Raw genomic sequence first — 15,542 nt, 5'->3', positions numbered from 1 at the left:
GCTGCTTATGTGGGCAGCGTGGCCCGATTGACCTCCTCGACAATCCAGTCGTGTACCGCTTTGACGCGTCGATCATCGAGAGCCCCGCCAGCGTACACAATGCCGTAGTGTTTGCCGGTATCGACGCGGGCTCGAAAGGGTGCAATCAATGCACCAGTATCCAGTTCGCTGGTGATCAGCGTTTCCCTTGCAATCGCCACGCCCATTCCGGCGATGGCGGCATCCATCGTCAGGTGATTACGATTGAAGGTATAGCCGCGTTCGAGGTTGATTGACGGAGCTCCGACAGCGGCCAGGTAGTGGCGCCACTCGCCGTACTCCTGGCTGCCGCGCCAGGCGGTGATGTCATGCAGTAACGGGTACCAGGCGAGATCCTCAGGGCGGCGCAAGGGGGGACGGCCCTTGAGCAGGCTTGGTGAGCACACCGCAAAGATTCGCTCTTCCATCAATGGCGTAATGATGAGTCCTGGATAGTGGCCATCATTGAGGTCGATGGCGATATCGAAGTCGCCATCGCGCAGCGATATGTTGCTGTCTTCGGCGGTGATATGCAGCTCGATATCGGGAAATCTCGCCTGTAGACGGGGCAGGCGCGGCATCAACCACTTGTTGAGAAATGAAGGTACCGAGCGCAAACGGATCACACCACTCATGACGCCGCTGCGTAGGCGTCGGACCTCGAGTCCTACAGCCTGGTAGGCATCATCGACAACTGCTGCAAGACGCTTGCCTTCCTCGGTCAGTTCCAGACGGCGAGGCAGGCGTCGGAACAGCTTGAAACCGAGCCGGTCCTCCAACTGCTTGATCTGTTGGCTGACCGCTCCCGTGGTGACATGAAGCTCCTCCGCGGCGCGAGTAAAGGAGAGATGGCGAGCGCTGACAGCGAAGCCCTTCAGCCAGGCGTGGGTCTGAGCGTTGAGCAGTCGGCTCATGGAGGTGGCAACCTGTTCAGGAGGGTGGAGGGTTCAACTGAGCTTATGGTTTAGCTGAGCTATAGTGAAAAACAGATATTCTGCGTTGTCTAGCCTGTCCATGGGGGACAGCATAGTGTCGTAGGCATCCATTTGATGCTGTGGCTTTAGCTGGTCTGACGCAGGCCACACAGACAACAAGGTCATGAGCGTGCGATTCGTGTCGCCGTGATCATGACAATAGCGGCCCGGGCCGCAGTGACCGACAGCAAGAGGCAAAACCCCATGGCCATCAGTGTGTTCGACTTGTTCAAGATTGGTATCGGTCCATCGAGCTCTCATACCGTAGGGCCGATGCGCGCTGCCTATGACTTCGTGGCGGCTCTACAGCGTGATGACCTGATTGAGCGAGTTGCCGGTCTGGAAATCCATCTCTACGGCTCGTTGTCGGCCACCGGTAAGGGGCATGCCACCGATTTCGCCACCGTCATGGGGCTGATGGGCGAGCGCCCAGACCGGATTGACCCGGCGATGGTTGCGCCCTGCGTTGAAGAACTGCTCGAGAGCCAGACTCTGATGCTCGATGGCCGTGTAGCCGTGCCCTTTATTTGGGCGCGTGACCTGCAGTGGCACGACGAGAGTCTGCCTTATCACCCCAATGCCATGACTCTCATAGCAAAAGGGCACAGCGAAGAGCTGGCCCGTGAGACGTATTACTCCATCGGTGGCGGCTTCGTCGTTGACGAGGCTCAGGCGCGTGAAGGTTCGTTGGATTCCGATACCACGGCACTGCCTTACGATTTCAATAGCGCTGCAGAATTGATGGCGCTGTGCCGTCTGCATGACCTCTCCATCAGTGAACTGATGATGGAAAACGAGAAGGCATGGCGTTCCGAGGCGGAGGTGCGTGCAGGTTTGTGGGATATCTGGCAAGCGATGCAGGATTGCGTCAATCGTGGTCTCGAGACCGAAGGTATCCTACCCGGTGGACTGAACGTCAAGCGCCGTGCAGCCGCCTTGCATCGTCGTCTGGAAGCCATGGGTGAGGACACCGGCCTGATTGCCTCGACTTTCTCGGCCATGGACTGGGTCAATGTCTTTGCACTGGCGGTGAATGAGGAAAATGCTGCCGGTGGGCGCATGGTTACCGCACCGACCAATGGCGCCGCAGGCATCATCCCTGCCGTGCTGCACTATTACATGAAGTTCCAGCGCGATGCCTCGGAACGTGATGTGGTGAGCTTTCTGCTGACCGCAGGCGCAGTAGGCATCCTGTGCAAGAAGAATGCTTCGATCTCCGGCGCCGAGGTCGGCTGTCAGGGCGAGGTCGGCTCGGCTTGCGCAATGGCGGCGGCTGGCCTGGCGGAAGTCATGGGCGGCTCTGTGCCTCAGGTTGAGAATGCTGCGGAGATCGGCCTTGAGCACAACCTTGGCCTGACCTGTGACCCGGTTGGCGGCCTGGTGCAGGTGCCCTGCATCGAGCGCAATGCCATCGCTTCCGTCAAGGCGATCAATGCTGCACTGATGGCCTGTCGCGGCGACGGCGAGCACTTCATCTCGCTGGACAAGGCAATTCGCACCATGCGTGATACCGGTGCCGACATGCAGGAAAAGTACAAGGAAACCTCAAAGGGTGGTCTGGCGGTCAACGCTATCGAGTGTTGATCCCCGGTGTGTTGTTCTCCTTCCGCGTTGCATGAGATTTTTCGCCGCAGGTTATGGCGACTGCATATTTCAAGACATGGCGATGCCGATTCTGTTTGAATCGGCATGTTTCGTTTGCAAGCTATTGAATATGCTGCATCTACACCATTGGTCGAGTTCGACCAATGCCGCTATTGCCGACTCTCTCTCACTCTTCTAGCTTACGTTTACGTAAAGTGTCATGTAAGCCGCTGATTATCACCTCGGTCTCTCCAATGCTGATCGGGCCACTACAGCAGCGGCGTATAACAAGCATAAATGTACCAAAGGTGGATCACCCGGGCGGTGATCCAGAGAGGACATCGCATGACCGAAGAGTACATCCTGGAAACTCGTGGGTTGACCAAGGAGTTTCGCGGCTTCACTGCCGTAGACAACATCAACCTGAAGGTCCGTGAAGGACACATCCATGCCCTGATCGGCCCCAACGGGGCCGGCAAGACGACGGTCTTCAATCTGCTCACCAGATTCCTGCCATCGACCCGCGGCGAGATTCTCTTCCGAGGCAAGCCTATCACCCGCAGAAAGGCCAGCGATATTGCCCGGTTGGGGATGGTGCGCTCCTTTCAGATTTCTGCAGTGTTCGGCCATATGACGGCATTGGAGAATGTGCGAGTGGCACTACAGCGTCGGCTGGGCACTTCCTTTCATTTCTGGAAGTCCGAACGTTCTCTTGAACCGCTCAACGAGCAGGCGATGGCACTGCTCGAAGAGGTAGGACTACGCGGCTATGCCGATGTGCTTACAGTGGAGATGCCCTACGGCCGCAAACGAGCACTTGAAGTGGCGACCACCATGGCACTGGAGCCGCCGCTGATGCTGCTGGACGAACCCACCCAGGGTATGGGGGCCGAGGACGTGGACCGCATCGTTGAACTGATTCGTCGAGTTTCTGCCGGGCGCACTGTGCTGATGGTGGAACATAACCTCAGTGTGGTCAGTCGGCTGTGCGACCGTATTACCGTATTGGCTCGTGGCAGTGTGCTTGCCGAGGGCGATTACGAGAGTGTCTCTCGTGACCCGCTGGTCCGCGAAGCCTATATGGGGAGCGAGGCGGTGGTAGAGGAGGGTGGCGCATGAACCAGACAGCCGAAGCGCTCTCTGAATATCAAGGGCAGGAAGGCAGCGAGTTCTTGCGGGTCAGCGACCTTCACGCTTTCTATGGCGAGTCGCATATTCTCCATGGCGTTGATTTTGATGTAAGGCGCGGTGAACTGGTCACCCTGCTGGGGCGCAATGGTGCCGGTCGTAGTACGACGCTCAAGGCAATCATGAACATGGTAGGTCGGCGTACCGGCTCGATCGTGGTCAACGGCACCGAGACCCTGGCCATGAAACCGCATCGAATTCCGCGCCTTGGCATCGGTTTCTGCCCTGAGGAGCGCGGCATCTTCGCCAGCCTCGATGTTGAGGAAAACCTGCTGCTGCCACCGACAGTGCGCTCGGGCGGGATGTCCATCGACGAGATCTACGAGATGTTCCCCAACCTCTGGGAGCGGCGCCGCAGCCAGGGGACCCGACTGTCCGGAGGTGAACAGCAGATGCTGGCCATGGCACGCATCCTGCGTACCGGCGCACGCTTGCTGCTGCTCGATGAGATTACCGAAGGATTGGCACCGGTGATTGTTCAGGCGCTGGGCGAGGTGCTGGAGAAGCTCAAATCGCGCGGCATGACGATCGTGCTGGTGGAGCAGAACTTTCGTTTTGCTGCCCCGCTCGCCGACCGCCACTTTGTCATGGAACATGGCCGCGTCATCGAAGAGATCAGCGCCGCCGAGCTGCCTTCACGGCGCGAGGATCTCAATGCACGGCTGGGAGTGTGACGAACCAGATATTACTCCCGGTATCAGGCAGCAACCGTACTGACAACAACAAACGGCCCCTTGTGGGCAACGGAGATGACAATGACGTTCTGTCGCAAGAGCCTTGCCAGCAGTATCGCGCTGACTACCGCCTTGATGGCTTCAGGAAGCCAGGCACAGATGAGTGATGATGTAGTACGTATCGGTTACCTGGCGGATATGTCAGGCACCTATCGCGATCTCGCTGGGCCTGGTGGGTTGGCCGCTCTGGAAATGGCCGTGGAAGACTTTGGTGGTGAGGTAAACGGTGCTCCGATCGAGATCATCAGCGCCGACGACCGCAACAGCGCAGATGTAGGCGCCAATACCGTGCGCGAGTGGCTGGATGTGCAGGACGTTGATCTGGTGGCTGGCCTTGTCGCGTCCTCGGTGACCATTGCCGTGACCAAAGTGCTCGAGGAAGCCGGTGGCCTGGGGATTGTCTCCGGCTCAGCGGCGTCCAGCATCACCAACGAACACTGTACACCGAACCATATTCACTGGGTCTATGACACCTATCCACTGGCTAATGGAACTGCCAGGGCGGTAGTGGAGCAGGGTGGCGATAGTTGGTTCCTGCTCACCGCCGACTATGCATTTGGTCACGCGCTGGAAGAGGATGTCACCAAGGTGGTGGAAGACAACGGTGGCGAGATCGTTGGCGGAGTGCATCATCCTTTTCCGACCAGTGATTTCTCCTCCTATATCCTCCAGGCCCAGGGGTCCGGGGCGAAGATCATAGGGTTGGCGAACGCTGGCTCGGATACCGTAAATGCCATCACTACGGCCAGTCAGTTCGGCCTGACCCAATCTGGACAGCAACTCGCCGGCTTGCTGATCTTTCTCAACGACGTTCATGCCATGGGGATCGATACTACCCAAGGGCTGCTGCTCACCACGGGGTGGTACTGGGACATGGATGACGCGTCCCGTGAGTGGGCAGAGCGCTACTACGAACGGGTAGGGCGGATGCCAACCATGGTCCAGGCAGGCGTTTATTCCAGCACTCAGCACTACCTCAATGCCATGGCTGAGGTAGGGAGCGACGACCCAGAGGCTGTCAAGGAACAGATGATGGCGACACCGGTAGAAGATTTCTTCTCTCGCAATGGCCGTATTCGTGAGGATGGCCGAATGATCCATGACATGTACCTGGCCCAGGTGAAGGCTCCGGCCGACTCCGAAGGTGAATGGGACGTCTACGAGATCCTTTCCACCATTCCCGCCGAGGACGCGTTCCGACCGCTTTCCGAGAGCCAGTGCAAGCTGGTGCAGAACTGAGCGGAGCCGGCGGCGGCCACGGCCGCCGCCAAGTTGAGGGGAGCTTCATGCTATGACGATGATATTCGGAGTACCGCTGGCGGTATTCATCGGGCAACTGATGCTGGGCCTGATCAACGGTGCCTTTTATGCCCTGCTGAGCCTGGGACTGGCTGTGATCTTCGGTTTGTTGAAGATCGTCAATTTCGCCCACGGTGCTCAATATATGTTGGGTGCTGTTGCCGCCTTGCTGGGGCTGCAGTATCTGGGCATCAACTACTGGGTGGCGTTGTTGCTGGTACCACTGGTGATTGGTGGTCTGGGTGCGCTGATCGAACGCCTCATTCTGAGGCGCATTGCCCATCTCGACCACCTCTATGGATTGTTGCTCACCTTCGGTTTGGCACTGATCTTCGAGGGAGTTCTGGTCAATTTCCTCGGGGTTTCGGGCTCCAGCTATCCGATTCCGGCGTCACTTCAGGGAGGCTTTCAGCTCGGCTTCATGTTTCTGCCGACCTATCGTGGCTGGGTGCTGGTGGCGGCGCTCGGCGTTTGCCTTGCGACCTGGTTCATCATCGAGCGGACTCGTCTCGGTGCCTACCTACGTGCCGGCACCGAGAATCCAGCATTGATGCAGGCGTTCGGTGTCAACGTGCCACAACTGATTACGCTGACCTACGGTTTCGGTGTGGCGCTGGCGGCCTTTGCTGGTGTGCTGGCCGCGCCGCTCTATCCGGTCTCGCCCACCATGGGGTCGAGCCTTTTGATCGTGGTCTTTGCCGTGGTGGTGATCGGCGGCATGGGTTCCATTCTGGGAGCGATTGTCACCGGCCTGGGCATGGGGCTGATTGAGGGGCTCACCAAGGTGTACTACCCCGAGGCAGCCAATACCGTGATCTTCCTGGTGATGGTAGTGGTTTTGATGCTGCGTCCTGCGGGACTCTTCGGCAAGGAGGCATGACATCATGGCAATAACTCAAACCTTGACTCCAGCAATGCAGCGCCGTCGCAAGGCGCAACGGCGTCGCTGCGCGCTCTACATGGTGCTGATTGCCATTGGCCTGGCGGCACCGTTCGTTGCCTATCCGGTATTCCTGATGAAGGTGCTGTGTTTTGCACTATTCGCATGTGCCTTCAATCTGCTGCTTGGCTTTGCAGGTTTGCTGTCTTTCGGGCACGCCGCTTTCCTGGCCACCGGTGGTTATGTCACGGGCACTTTGCTGGCCAACCATCCGGGACTGACTCCAGAGCTCGGTATCCTGCTTGGCACCGTTGCGGCGGTCGTGCTGGGAATCCTGTTCGGAGCCCTGGCGATTCGTCGCCAGGGAATCTACTTCGCCATGGTGACTTTGGCGCTGGCGCAGATGGTGTACTTCTTCTTTGTTCAGGCGCCGTTCACCGGTGGTGAGGATGGGTTGCATGGGGTGCCGCGTGGAGAGTTGTTCGGACTGATCAATCTGCGTGACAACCTCAACATGTATTACTTCGTGTTCGCGGTGTTTCTGATCGGCTTTGCCATCATCCAGCGTACGGTCCATTCACCCTTTGGTCAGGTACTCAAGGCCATCCGTGAGAACGAACCCAGGGCGTTGTCGCTGGGCTACAACGTTGACGCCTACAAGCTGGTAGCCTTCGTGATCTCCGCTGGCCTGGCAGGATTGGCTGGTGCTACCAAGTCGGTCGTCTTTCAACTCGCTTCGCTGACCGACGCTCACTGGCACATGTCCGGCGAGGTGATCCTGATGACCCTGCTCGGTGGGGTGGGCACCCTATTCGGCCCATTGGTGGGTGCCGGTCTGGTGGTCGGGCTGCAGACACAGTTGGCGCAGTCACCATTGGGCAATTGGGTTAGCGTGATTCTTGGCGCAATCTTCGTGATCTGTGTGCTGAGCTTCCGCAGTGGTATCGTCGGAGAGATAGGTCTGATCGTGCGCAAGAACTTCAAGTGAGCGAGTCGTGATCGGCTTTGTGCCCTTGCTCCGTGTGACACCAGCGCCCGCCCGAGATTATGCTCGAGCGGGCGTAGCTGCGTCTGTCTGGAGTCTTCCGCCGGGCATCTCAGGACGACATTCTTTCGCCTGACGCAGCTGTTGCCAGTGACCGTGGTGTCGCACACTCATTGGTGGGTGACAGTGGTCCCGCGCTCGACCGTTGTATCGGGATGAGCGGTATGGCTCCGCGAGTCTACTGCCGATCCGGCGTTCGATGGGGAAGCCGCGATCCCAGATGCTCTGCGAGGTAGTCGATGACCAGCCTGACTCGAGGCGAACGATGTCGGTGGTGAGGGGTGACAGCCCAGACACCTGTATCACCGTGACGGTGGTTGTCGAGTACCGAGATCAGTTCGCCGGTTGCCAGGTGTTGTTCTACGTAGTAATCCGGTAACTGGGCCAGCCCCAACCCCTTGAGGGCCGCATCCAGCAGCGCCGGCCCCGAGTTGCCCTGCCAGGGACCCTTGACGGTCACCTCGCGTGCTACCCCATTCACGGCAAATCGCCAGCGATCACGAGACCCATGCAGGCAGCGATGGTGGCGCAGTTCCGATAGCGTATGCGGCTGCGGGTGGCGCTGGAAGTAATCCACCGAACCGACCACATATTCGCGCCGGTCAGCCAACCGTCGAGCAATCATGGAGCTGTCTTCCAGCGTTCCCATGCGGATACCAATATCGAAGCCTTCCTCGAGCAGATCGGCCTGGCGGTTGGTGAAATACAGGCGCAGGCTGAGTAGAGGGTGCTGGGCCAGTAGATCATTGATCAACGGCGCCACAAAGCGCTCACCGAAGGTAGTGGCGCAGGTCAGTGCGATCTCGCCGCGGGGCTTGGCCTCGAGATCCCTTACCGCCGAGTCGGCATCCCGGAATCCGTCAATCAGCGCATCGCACTGTTGATGATAGAGGCGCCCCGCTTCGGTCAGCCGAATGCGTCTGGTGGTGCGATACAGCAGCGTGGTATTGAGGCGGCGTTCCAAAGCCGCAACCTGGCGGCTGACATGCGAGCTGGATACATCGAGCCGTCGCGCGGCACCGGCGAAGCTTCCCTGGCGCACGACCTCGATAAATGCCTCGATTCCTTCCCAGGGATGCATGGATGCGACTCCTGATCAGTTGCAAGAGAGAAGGGAGAAGAGGGAAGAAGCAATAGCTCTTGGGATGACATCTGACAGCTTGTCGCCTGCAGCCGAACTTTCTTCCTTCTGGTATCTTCTCTCTTCCTTCTGGTTTTCCTGTTTCCTTCATTATTGCAGTATGGCAACAATGTTATTCCGTTGGTGCGGTTTATTACAGTACGTTCTGGCGACTAGACTTCACTTAGCGCTTTCAAGATCCGAGCCTTTGAGATATGAGCCATCGGAATCGATAGCCCCTCTTTTCTCTGGCGTCGCCTGTGCGCGGCGCTGATCCGTCAAGGAGTCGAACATGAAGTCTCGCGCTGCGATTGCATTGGAAGCCGGCAAGCCCCTTACCCTGACCGAAATTGACGTGGCTGGGCCGAAGGCCGGTGAGGTACTGGTTCGGATTGTGGCCACCAGTGTCTGTCATACTGATGCCTATACGCTTTCCGGTGATGACCCCGAAGGCTTGTTCCCTGCGGTGTTGGGCCATGAAGGCGCAGGTATCGTCGAGGAAGTGGGCGAGGGCGTGACCAGCGTCAAGCCGGGGGATCATGTGATCCCGCTGTATACCGCCGAATGCGGCAAGTGCAAATTCTGCCTCTCCGGCAAGACCAACCTCTGTGGTTCCGTGCGCGCCACCCAGGGCAAGGGCGTGATGCCGGATGGCACCTCACGCTTCTCGCTGGAAGGCAAGCCGCTGTATCACTACATGGGCACCTCGACCTTCAGCGAGTACACCGTGGTGCCGGAGGTTTCGCTGGCCGTGGTCTCGAAGGAGGCTCCGCTCGACAAGGTCTGTCTGCTGGGCTGTGGTGTGACCACCGGGATCGGTGCGGTGCTCAATACCGCCAAGGTCGAACCGGGCTCCACGGTGGCTGTCTTCGGTCTGGGCGCGATTGGTCTGGCCGTTATTCAGGGCGCACAGATGGCCAAGGCGTCGCGCATCATTGCCATCGACGTCAATCCCGACAAGTTCGAGCTGGCGCGCCAGTTCGGTGCTACCGAATTCGTCAATCCGAAGGATTACAGTGATCCGATCCAGCAGGTCATCGTCGATATGACCGATGGCGGTGTGGATTACTCCTTCGAATGTATCGGTAACGTCAATGTGATGCGTTCGGCGCTGGAGTGCTGCCACAAGGGCTGGGGTGAATCGGTGATTATCGGTGTCGCTGGCGCTGGTCAGGAAATCTCGACACGCCCCTTCCAGTTGGTGACCGGCCGCGTATGGAAAGGCTCTGCCTTCGGTGGCGTCAAGGGGCGCAGCGAGCTGCCGGGTTATGTTGAGCGTTATATGAACGGTGAGCTGAAGATTGACGACTTCATCACCCACAACATGCCGTTTGAGCAGATCAACGAAGCGTTTGAACTATTGCACGCCGGCAAGAGCATCCGTACCGTGCTGCATTACTGACCACAGGTCATCGCCGAGAGTCGCAGGGGAGTCGCCCATGAGTATGTCTGAACAGCTGGAACTGGTCAGTGCCAATCGCAGCCATGGCGGTTGGCACAAACGCTATCGCCATCGCTCGCGTGCGCTGGATTGCGAAATGACCTTTGCCATCTTTCTGCCACCTCAGGCGGAGGTCGGTAAGGTTCCACTGTTGTGGTGGCTGTCTGGCCTGACCTGTACTGACGAGAACTTCATGCAAAAGGCCGGTGCTCACCGCCTGGCGGCAGAACTGGGGGTGGCCATCCTGTGTCCGGACACCAGTCCGCGTGGCACTGATCTGCCTGGTGAGCATGACAGTTATGATCTGGGTTCCGGGGCGGGATTCTACGTCAATGCCACCCGCGAACCCTGGAAGGCGCACTACCGGATGTATGACTACGTGACCGAGGAACTGCCCTCGGTGGTGCGTCAGCATTTTCCGCTCAACGGACGTGAATCGATCAGTGGTCACTCCATGGGCGGTCACGGTGCCTTGATTCTGGCGCTGCGGCGCCCAGGACACTATCGCTCAGTGTCAGCATTTGCGCCGATCGTCAATCCAACCCAGTGCCCCTGGGGACGCAAGGCTCTTGGCGCCTACCTGGGGGACGATGTCAGCGCGTGGACGCAGTACGATGCCTGTGAGTTGGTGGCGCGCGGTGCATCTCGTCAGCCATTGTTCATCGACCAGGGCGATGCCGATGACTTCCTTGATGAGCAGTTGTGCCCCGAGCGCCTGGAGGCAGTCTGTGCCGAGCATGATCACCCGCTGACGCTGCGTCGCCAGCCGGGCTATGACCACAGCTACTACTTCATCGCCAGCTTCATCGAGGATCACCTTCGTTATCACGCCGAGCGGCTCTACGCCAAACGCTGAAAGCTGTGCGGCAAACAAGCGTCGACAGGCAGGCCAGTTCCGTTCTCGGAACTGGCCTGTTGCATATCTGGCGTACGCTGGCGACGCAATGGAAGCCGGGGTGGCAATGTCGTTTGCGACATGGTTGTTTGCGACATGGTTGTTTGTGACATGGTTGTTTGTGACATAGTTGTTTGCGACATCATTGTCGCAAACAACTATGTAGGGGGGGGGTGATAGAGAATATTTGAATGCGCGTTTCGCAACAGCGTCATAAAGTGGCAGCTCAAGGATGAAAGAAACGCTTCCTTACTCCAGGCAATGCCAAAAATAAAGCAAGCATGGTGGCACGGGACTTGATCTGGCGCGCGGTTCGGCGTTCAGCAGCGGCACCGACCACGATGGAGATGACCATGACTATGACCGTGAAACCTCCGGTGACGCCTGGCGGCACCGCTCCCCAGACTATAGGTTTTCTGCTGCTTGATAATTTCACCCTGATTTCCCTGGCCTCGACTATCGAGCCGTTGCGTATGGCCAATCAGCTGTCCGGCCAGGAGCTGTACCGCTGGTTCACGCTGAGTCTGGATGGCTCGGAAGTTCAGGCCAGTGACGGGCTCACGGTGACACCGGACACCTCGACGACGGTGCCCTTGTCGCTGGATATGATTGTGGTCTGCGGAGGTATTGCGCCGACACAGACAGTCGCCAATGGCCATGTCAGCTGGCTACGAGCTCAGAGCCGCCAGGTGAAGCGTTTCGGTGCGGTGTGTACCGGTGCGTGGGCGTTGGCCCGAGCGGGTTTGCTCAATGGCTATGAAGTGAGCACCCATTGGGAGTGTCAGGCGGCACTCCAGGAAGCCTATCCGGGTATCCGTCTGACCCCGAAGCTGTTTGCCATTGACCGGGAGCGTTGTACGGCTTCCGGTGGTACGGCGCCGATGGACATGATCCTGACCATGATCGGTCGTGATCACGGACGTGAACTGGCGGCCGGCATCTCCGATATGTTCATCTACGATCGAGTGCGTGGTGAGCAGGATCAGCAGCGGGTGCCGCTCAAGCATGTGTTGGGCACCACCCAGCCGCGACTACAGGAGATCGTCGCGCTGATGGAGGCCAACCTCGAGGAGCCCATCGATCTCGACGAACTGGCGAGCTACGTTAGTCTCTCCAGACGACAACTTGAGCGCCTGTTCCAGCGTAATCTGCATTGCTCGCCCTCGCGTTACTACATGCGCTTGCGCCTCAACCGGGCACGGCAACTGCTCAAGCAGACCTCGCTATCGATCATCGACATCGCGGCGGCCTGTGGCTTCGTCTCCACGCCTCATTTCTCCAAGTGCTACCGCGAGTGTTTTGGTATCCCTCCACGGGAGGAACGCCTCGGCTGGAGTAGCTTTTCTCCAGTGGTTTCCCCCACCCCTGGGCCTGTGCCACTACTGGATGACAGTCTGACCATGGAGCCGGTCTCGCGAGCCATGGCAGCGCTTGACCGTGCCCGGGGAGAACCCACCTACGGGAGCTTGCGTATCGCCCCGCGCCCCTGAGACTCGCCTCTGAGAGAAAAACCCTGCTATCACCTTCCTCTACCGATAACGGTAGTGGGAGGTGTCGCTATGCTGCGGTGATGGCTTGAATGCAGGATCGCAGGCAGTCGGTCTGTGGATTGGTATACTGCATCGATATATTTCCCGTCTGGAATCTGTGGCATGGCTGATTGGTGGCGTCCCGCTTCACGAATTGCGCTGCGCGTGGCGCTGGCATTTGCTCTCGGCTCGGTATTGCTGGTGCTGATATTTCGCGTGGTACCGGTGTTCGGCTCGATGGTGATGCTGGAGCGCGAAATCAGTTCGTGGTTCTCCGGCGAGCCGCTGAACATCCAGCAGCAGTGGCGTCCTGACAGGGAGATTTCCGACTATGCTCGGCTAGCGGTGATCGCCGCCGAGGATCAGCGCTTTCCTGACCATGGCGGTTTTGATCTCGTGGAATTGCGCCGAGCCATTGAGAGCAGCATGAATGGCGGCTCCTTGCGCGGCGCCAGTACCATCTCTCAGCAGACCGCCAAGAACCTGTTTCTGTGGACTGGCCGTGACTGGATTCGCAAGGGCTTCGAAGCCTGGTTCACTCTGCTGATCGAAATTCTGTGGTCCAAGGAGCGAATTCTTGAGGTGTATCTCAATATCGTCGAGTTTGATCGTGGGGTCTTCGGTATCCAGGCGGCCAGCCAGCACTACTTTGGCGTTGATGCTGATCAGTTGAGCCAGGCCCAGGCTGCGCGTCTTGCCGCGGTCCTCCCCAATCCACTGGAACGCAGTGCATCGAGTCCAGGCCCTGTCACTGCCCGCCACGCTGCATGGATACAGCGACAGATGAATAATCTCGGAGTGAGGTATCTGGATAGGCTTTAACGATGAGCTGTAAGCGGTAAGTTATAAGCTGTACGTACCCGCAATGGTGAGCGTCGAGTGACGAGAACGCTATGCTCGAGCTTGAACCCCAAACCCTGCGGGCTTTTATCGATGGAACTCAGGTTGTTGTGAGACTGCTCTTTGCTCCTCCCCGAATACCTGTCTGTCGCATTCAGACTGAGCATGACGCTTTTGGAATTCTCGTCGTCGTAATCAGGCGACGGGCGCTATGGATGCAGCGCTATCCTGCCGGCATGACGCGCTTTCGAGCGTGCTGTCCAGCTACCGGTGAGGATCGACGCGATGAACACTCCCTTTACCCATCCGCCCAGTGCCCCTCATCAAGAGCCGAGCACTACGGATGCTTCCGCGCTTCACCGTGAAGCGACGGTGATTGATGGCCTGGTCATTGCCAAATGGAACCGCGAGCTCTTCGAGGATATGCAGCGCGGCGGCCTGACCGCTGCCAATTGTACCGTATCCGTCTGGGAAGGCTTTCAGGCCACGGTCGACAATATCGTCGCCTCCAACCACTTGATGGAGGAGTGTGGCGATCTGGTATTGCCGGTACGCACGACCGAGGATATCCGTCGTGCGAAACAGGAAGGCAAGACCGGCATCATCTTCGGTTTCCAGAATGCCCATGCCTTCGAGGATCAGATCGGCTATGTCGAGATCTTCAAGCAGCTCGGCGTGGGTATTGTTCAGATGTGCTACAACACCCAGAACCTGGTCGGTACCGGTTGCTATGAGCGCGATGGTGGCCTGTCTGATTTCGGTCGCGAGATTGTCGCCGAGATGAACCGGGTCGGAGTGATGTGTGACCTGTCGCATGTTGGCAGCAACACCTCTCAGGAGGTGATTCTCGAGTCGCAGAAGCCTGTGTGTTACTCCCACTGCCTGCCGTCAGGACTCAAGGAGCATCCACGCAACAAGTCCGACGAGGAACTCAAGTTCATCGCCGACCACGGTGGCTTCGTCGGTGTCACCATGTTCACTCCCTTCCTGCGTGCTGGTGTCAACGCCACCGTCGACGACTACGTCGAGGCCATCGAGTACGTGATGAATATCGTCGGCGAGGATGCCATCGGCATCGGCACCGACTTCACTCAGGGCCAGGATCAGCAGTTCTTCGAGTGGTTGACCCATGACAAGGGCTATGCACGCCGCCTGACCTCCTTCGGCGAGATCATCAACCCCAGAGGCATTCGCACCATCGGCGAGTTCGGCAACCTCACTGAGGCATTGCTCAAGCGCGGCCTGAGCGAGCAGCAGGTGCGCAAGATCATGGGCGAGAACTGGGTGCGAGTGCTCAAGGACGTCTGGGGAGCCTGACCCCCCTCACTCTTATGACACGGAAAGCTCCATGCTGGGCGCGACTATAAGCGCCCGGCAGGACCGATTCCGCAATAACGACAAGTTTCCGAGGTACCAACCGTGACCAAGATGGCCCCCGAACTACCGATCGAAGTGGACGTTGAGACTGGCGTCTGGACGACCGATGCGCTGCCGATGCTGTATGTGCCACGGCACTTCTTCATCAATAACCATGTTGCCGTCGAAGAGGCGCTGGGCGCCGAGCGTTATGCCGACATTCTCTATCACGCGGGCTACAAGAGTGCCTGGCACTGGTGTGAGAAGGAGGCCGAGTGCCACGGGCTCGAAGGTGAGGCAGTGTTCGAACATTACATGAAACGTCTGTCTCAGCGTGGTTGGGGACACTTCATCACCGAGTCGATTGACCTCGATGCCGGCACCGCCAGTGTGCGCCTCGAACACAGCGCCTTCGTCTATCAACTGGGCAAGGTCGGACGCAAGGTCGAGTATATGTTCACCGGTTGGTTTGCAGGAGCCATGGATCAGATTCTCTCCGCACGCGGAACAGACCTACGCACGGTTGCCGTGCAGGTTCAGAGTGCTGCCGAGGAAGGCTGCGATGTGGGCCGTTTCGAAGTCCACCCGCAATCTGTGTCCAGCAGCGCCCCTCATCAGGGCTGATCCACCGGACCGAGG

At 58.5% G+C, this 15,542-nt stretch carries 14 protein-coding genes; 12 read left to right on the top strand and 2 right to left on the bottom strand.

Features of this window, described 5'->3' with window-relative positions; all coding sequences use genetic code 11:
* Positions 1–5: 5 nt before the first annotated feature.
* Complete coding sequence (locus tag AR456_RS15580; RefSeq protein WP_021818414.1) at positions 6–932, bottom strand: LysR substrate-binding domain-containing protein; 927 nt, start codon at positions 930–932, stop codon at positions 6–8.
* 264 nt (positions 933–1,196) lie between these two features.
* Between AR456_RS15580 and AR456_RS15575 the strand changes: the two genes are divergently transcribed.
* The 6 genes from AR456_RS15575 (at position 1,197) to AR456_RS15550 (ending at position 7,665) form a co-directional block, all read left to right on the top strand.
* Complete coding sequence (locus tag AR456_RS15575; protein ID WP_021818416.1) at positions 1,197–2,576, top strand: L-serine ammonia-lyase; 1,380 nt, start codon at positions 1,197–1,199, stop codon at positions 2,574–2,576.
* A 345-nt stretch (positions 2,577–2,921) separates the two neighbouring features.
* On the top strand, positions 2,922–3,695 hold the full coding sequence (locus AR456_RS15570; protein WP_021818417.1) for an ABC transporter ATP-binding protein: 774 nt from the start codon (positions 2,922–2,924) through the stop codon (positions 3,693–3,695).
* Positions 3,692–4,438 (top strand): ABC transporter ATP-binding protein, encoded by a 747-nt coding sequence (locus tag AR456_RS15565; protein ID WP_021818418.1) that lies wholly within the window; start codon positions 3,692–3,694, stop codon positions 4,436–4,438. Before AR456_RS15570 ends, AR456_RS15565 begins: the two co-directional genes overlap by 4 nt.
* 81 nt (positions 4,439–4,519) lie before the next feature.
* Complete coding sequence (locus AR456_RS15560) at positions 4,520–5,737, top strand: ABC transporter substrate-binding protein (RefSeq protein WP_021818419.1); 1,218 nt, start codon at positions 4,520–4,522, stop codon at positions 5,735–5,737.
* A gap of 52 nt (positions 5,738–5,789) precedes the next feature.
* On the top strand, positions 5,790–6,677 hold the full coding sequence (locus AR456_RS15555) for a branched-chain amino acid ABC transporter permease (protein WP_021818420.1): 888 nt from the start codon (positions 5,790–5,792) through the stop codon (positions 6,675–6,677).
* A gap of 4 nt (positions 6,678–6,681) precedes the next feature.
* Complete coding sequence (locus AR456_RS15550; RefSeq protein WP_021818421.1) at positions 6,682–7,665, top strand: branched-chain amino acid ABC transporter permease; 984 nt, start codon at positions 6,682–6,684, stop codon at positions 7,663–7,665.
* A gap of 235 nt (positions 7,666–7,900) precedes the next feature.
* Here the strand turns inward: AR456_RS15550 and AR456_RS15545 are convergent, their stop codons facing one another.
* The gene (locus AR456_RS15545; protein ID WP_021818422.1) at positions 7,901–8,803 is read right to left on the bottom strand and encodes a LysR family transcriptional regulator; all 903 of its coding nucleotides are present in this window, start codon (positions 8,801–8,803) and stop codon (positions 7,901–7,903) included.
* A 331-nt stretch (positions 8,804–9,134) separates the two neighbouring features.
* Here AR456_RS15545 and AR456_RS15540 point away from each other — a divergent pair, with 331 nt between their 5' ends.
* From AR456_RS15540 to AR456_RS15515, 6 genes are all read left to right on the top strand, one after another.
* On the top strand, positions 9,135–10,244 hold the full coding sequence (locus tag AR456_RS15540) for an S-(hydroxymethyl)glutathione dehydrogenase/class III alcohol dehydrogenase (protein ID WP_021818423.1): 1,110 nt from the start codon (positions 9,135–9,137) through the stop codon (positions 10,242–10,244).
* 37 nt (positions 10,245–10,281) lie between these two features.
* Positions 10,282–11,139 (top strand): S-formylglutathione hydrolase, encoded by an 858-nt coding sequence (gene fghA / locus AR456_RS15535; protein ID WP_021818424.1) that lies wholly within the window; start codon positions 10,282–10,284, stop codon positions 11,137–11,139.
* 392 nt (positions 11,140–11,531) lie between these two features.
* Entirely contained in the window at positions 11,532–12,668 is a 1,137-nt protein-coding gene (gene gbdR / locus AR456_RS15530; protein WP_021818425.1) for a choline metabolism transcriptional regulator GbdR, read from the top strand.
* 162 nt (positions 12,669–12,830) lie between these two features.
* Positions 12,831–13,529 (top strand): monofunctional biosynthetic peptidoglycan transglycosylase, encoded by a 699-nt coding sequence (mtgA, locus tag AR456_RS15525; RefSeq protein ID WP_021818426.1) that lies wholly within the window; start codon positions 12,831–12,833, stop codon positions 13,527–13,529.
* A 303-nt stretch (positions 13,530–13,832) separates the two neighbouring features.
* Complete coding sequence (locus AR456_RS15520) at positions 13,833–14,864, top strand: dipeptidase (RefSeq protein ID WP_021818427.1); 1,032 nt, start codon at positions 13,833–13,835, stop codon at positions 14,862–14,864.
* Positions 14,865–14,966: 102 nt separating this feature from the next.
* A complete protein-coding gene (locus AR456_RS15515; RefSeq protein ID WP_021818428.1) occupies positions 14,967–15,527 on the top strand; it encodes a 4-vinyl reductase in 561 nt (186 codons plus the stop codon).
* Positions 15,528–15,542: the final 15 nt, after the last annotated feature.

This window comes from Halomonas huangheensis (assembly GCF_001431725.1).
GTDB lineage: Bacteria > Pseudomonadota > Gammaproteobacteria > Pseudomonadales > Halomonadaceae > Halomonas > Halomonas huangheensis.
The sequence above is the reverse complement of the archived record's forward strand: the minus strand, read 5'-3'. Positions and strand labels throughout refer to the sequence as shown.

Excerpts from the sequence above, each read along its gene's own strand:
- gbdR (WP_021818425.1), top strand. The coding sequence starts at position 11,532 with ATGACTATGACCGTGAAACCTCCGGTGACGCCTGGCGGCACCGCTCCC.
- mtgA (WP_021818426.1), top strand. The coding sequence starts at position 12,831 with ATGGCTGATTGGTGGCGTCCCGCTTCACGAATTGCGCTGCGCGTGGCG.
- AR456_RS15580 (WP_021818414.1), bottom strand. The coding sequence starts at position 932 with ATGAGCCGACTGCTCAACGCTCAGACCCACGCCTGGCTGAAGGGCTTC.
- AR456_RS15540 (WP_021818423.1), top strand. The coding sequence starts at position 9,135 with ATGAAGTCTCGCGCTGCGATTGCATTGGAAGCCGGCAAGCCCCTTACC.
- AR456_RS15575 (WP_021818416.1), top strand. The coding sequence starts at position 1,197 with ATGGCCATCAGTGTGTTCGACTTGTTCAAGATTGGTATCGGTCCATCG.
- fghA (WP_021818424.1), top strand. The coding sequence starts at position 10,282 with ATGAGTATGTCTGAACAGCTGGAACTGGTCAGTGCCAATCGCAGCCAT.
- AR456_RS15570 (WP_021818417.1), top strand. The coding sequence starts at position 2,922 with ATGACCGAAGAGTACATCCTGGAAACTCGTGGGTTGACCAAGGAGTTT.
- AR456_RS15520 (WP_021818427.1), top strand. The coding sequence starts at position 13,833 with ATGAACACTCCCTTTACCCATCCGCCCAGTGCCCCTCATCAAGAGCCG.
- AR456_RS15550 (WP_021818421.1), top strand. The coding sequence starts at position 6,682 with ATGGCAATAACTCAAACCTTGACTCCAGCAATGCAGCGCCGTCGCAAG.
- AR456_RS15565 (WP_021818418.1), top strand. The coding sequence starts at position 3,692 with ATGAACCAGACAGCCGAAGCGCTCTCTGAATATCAAGGGCAGGAAGGC.
- AR456_RS15555 (WP_021818420.1), top strand. The coding sequence starts at position 5,790 with ATGACGATGATATTCGGAGTACCGCTGGCGGTATTCATCGGGCAACTG.
- AR456_RS15560 (WP_021818419.1), top strand. The coding sequence starts at position 4,520 with ATGACGTTCTGTCGCAAGAGCCTTGCCAGCAGTATCGCGCTGACTACC.
- AR456_RS15545 (WP_021818422.1), bottom strand. The coding sequence starts at position 8,803 with ATGCATCCCTGGGAAGGAATCGAGGCATTTATCGAGGTCGTGCGCCAG.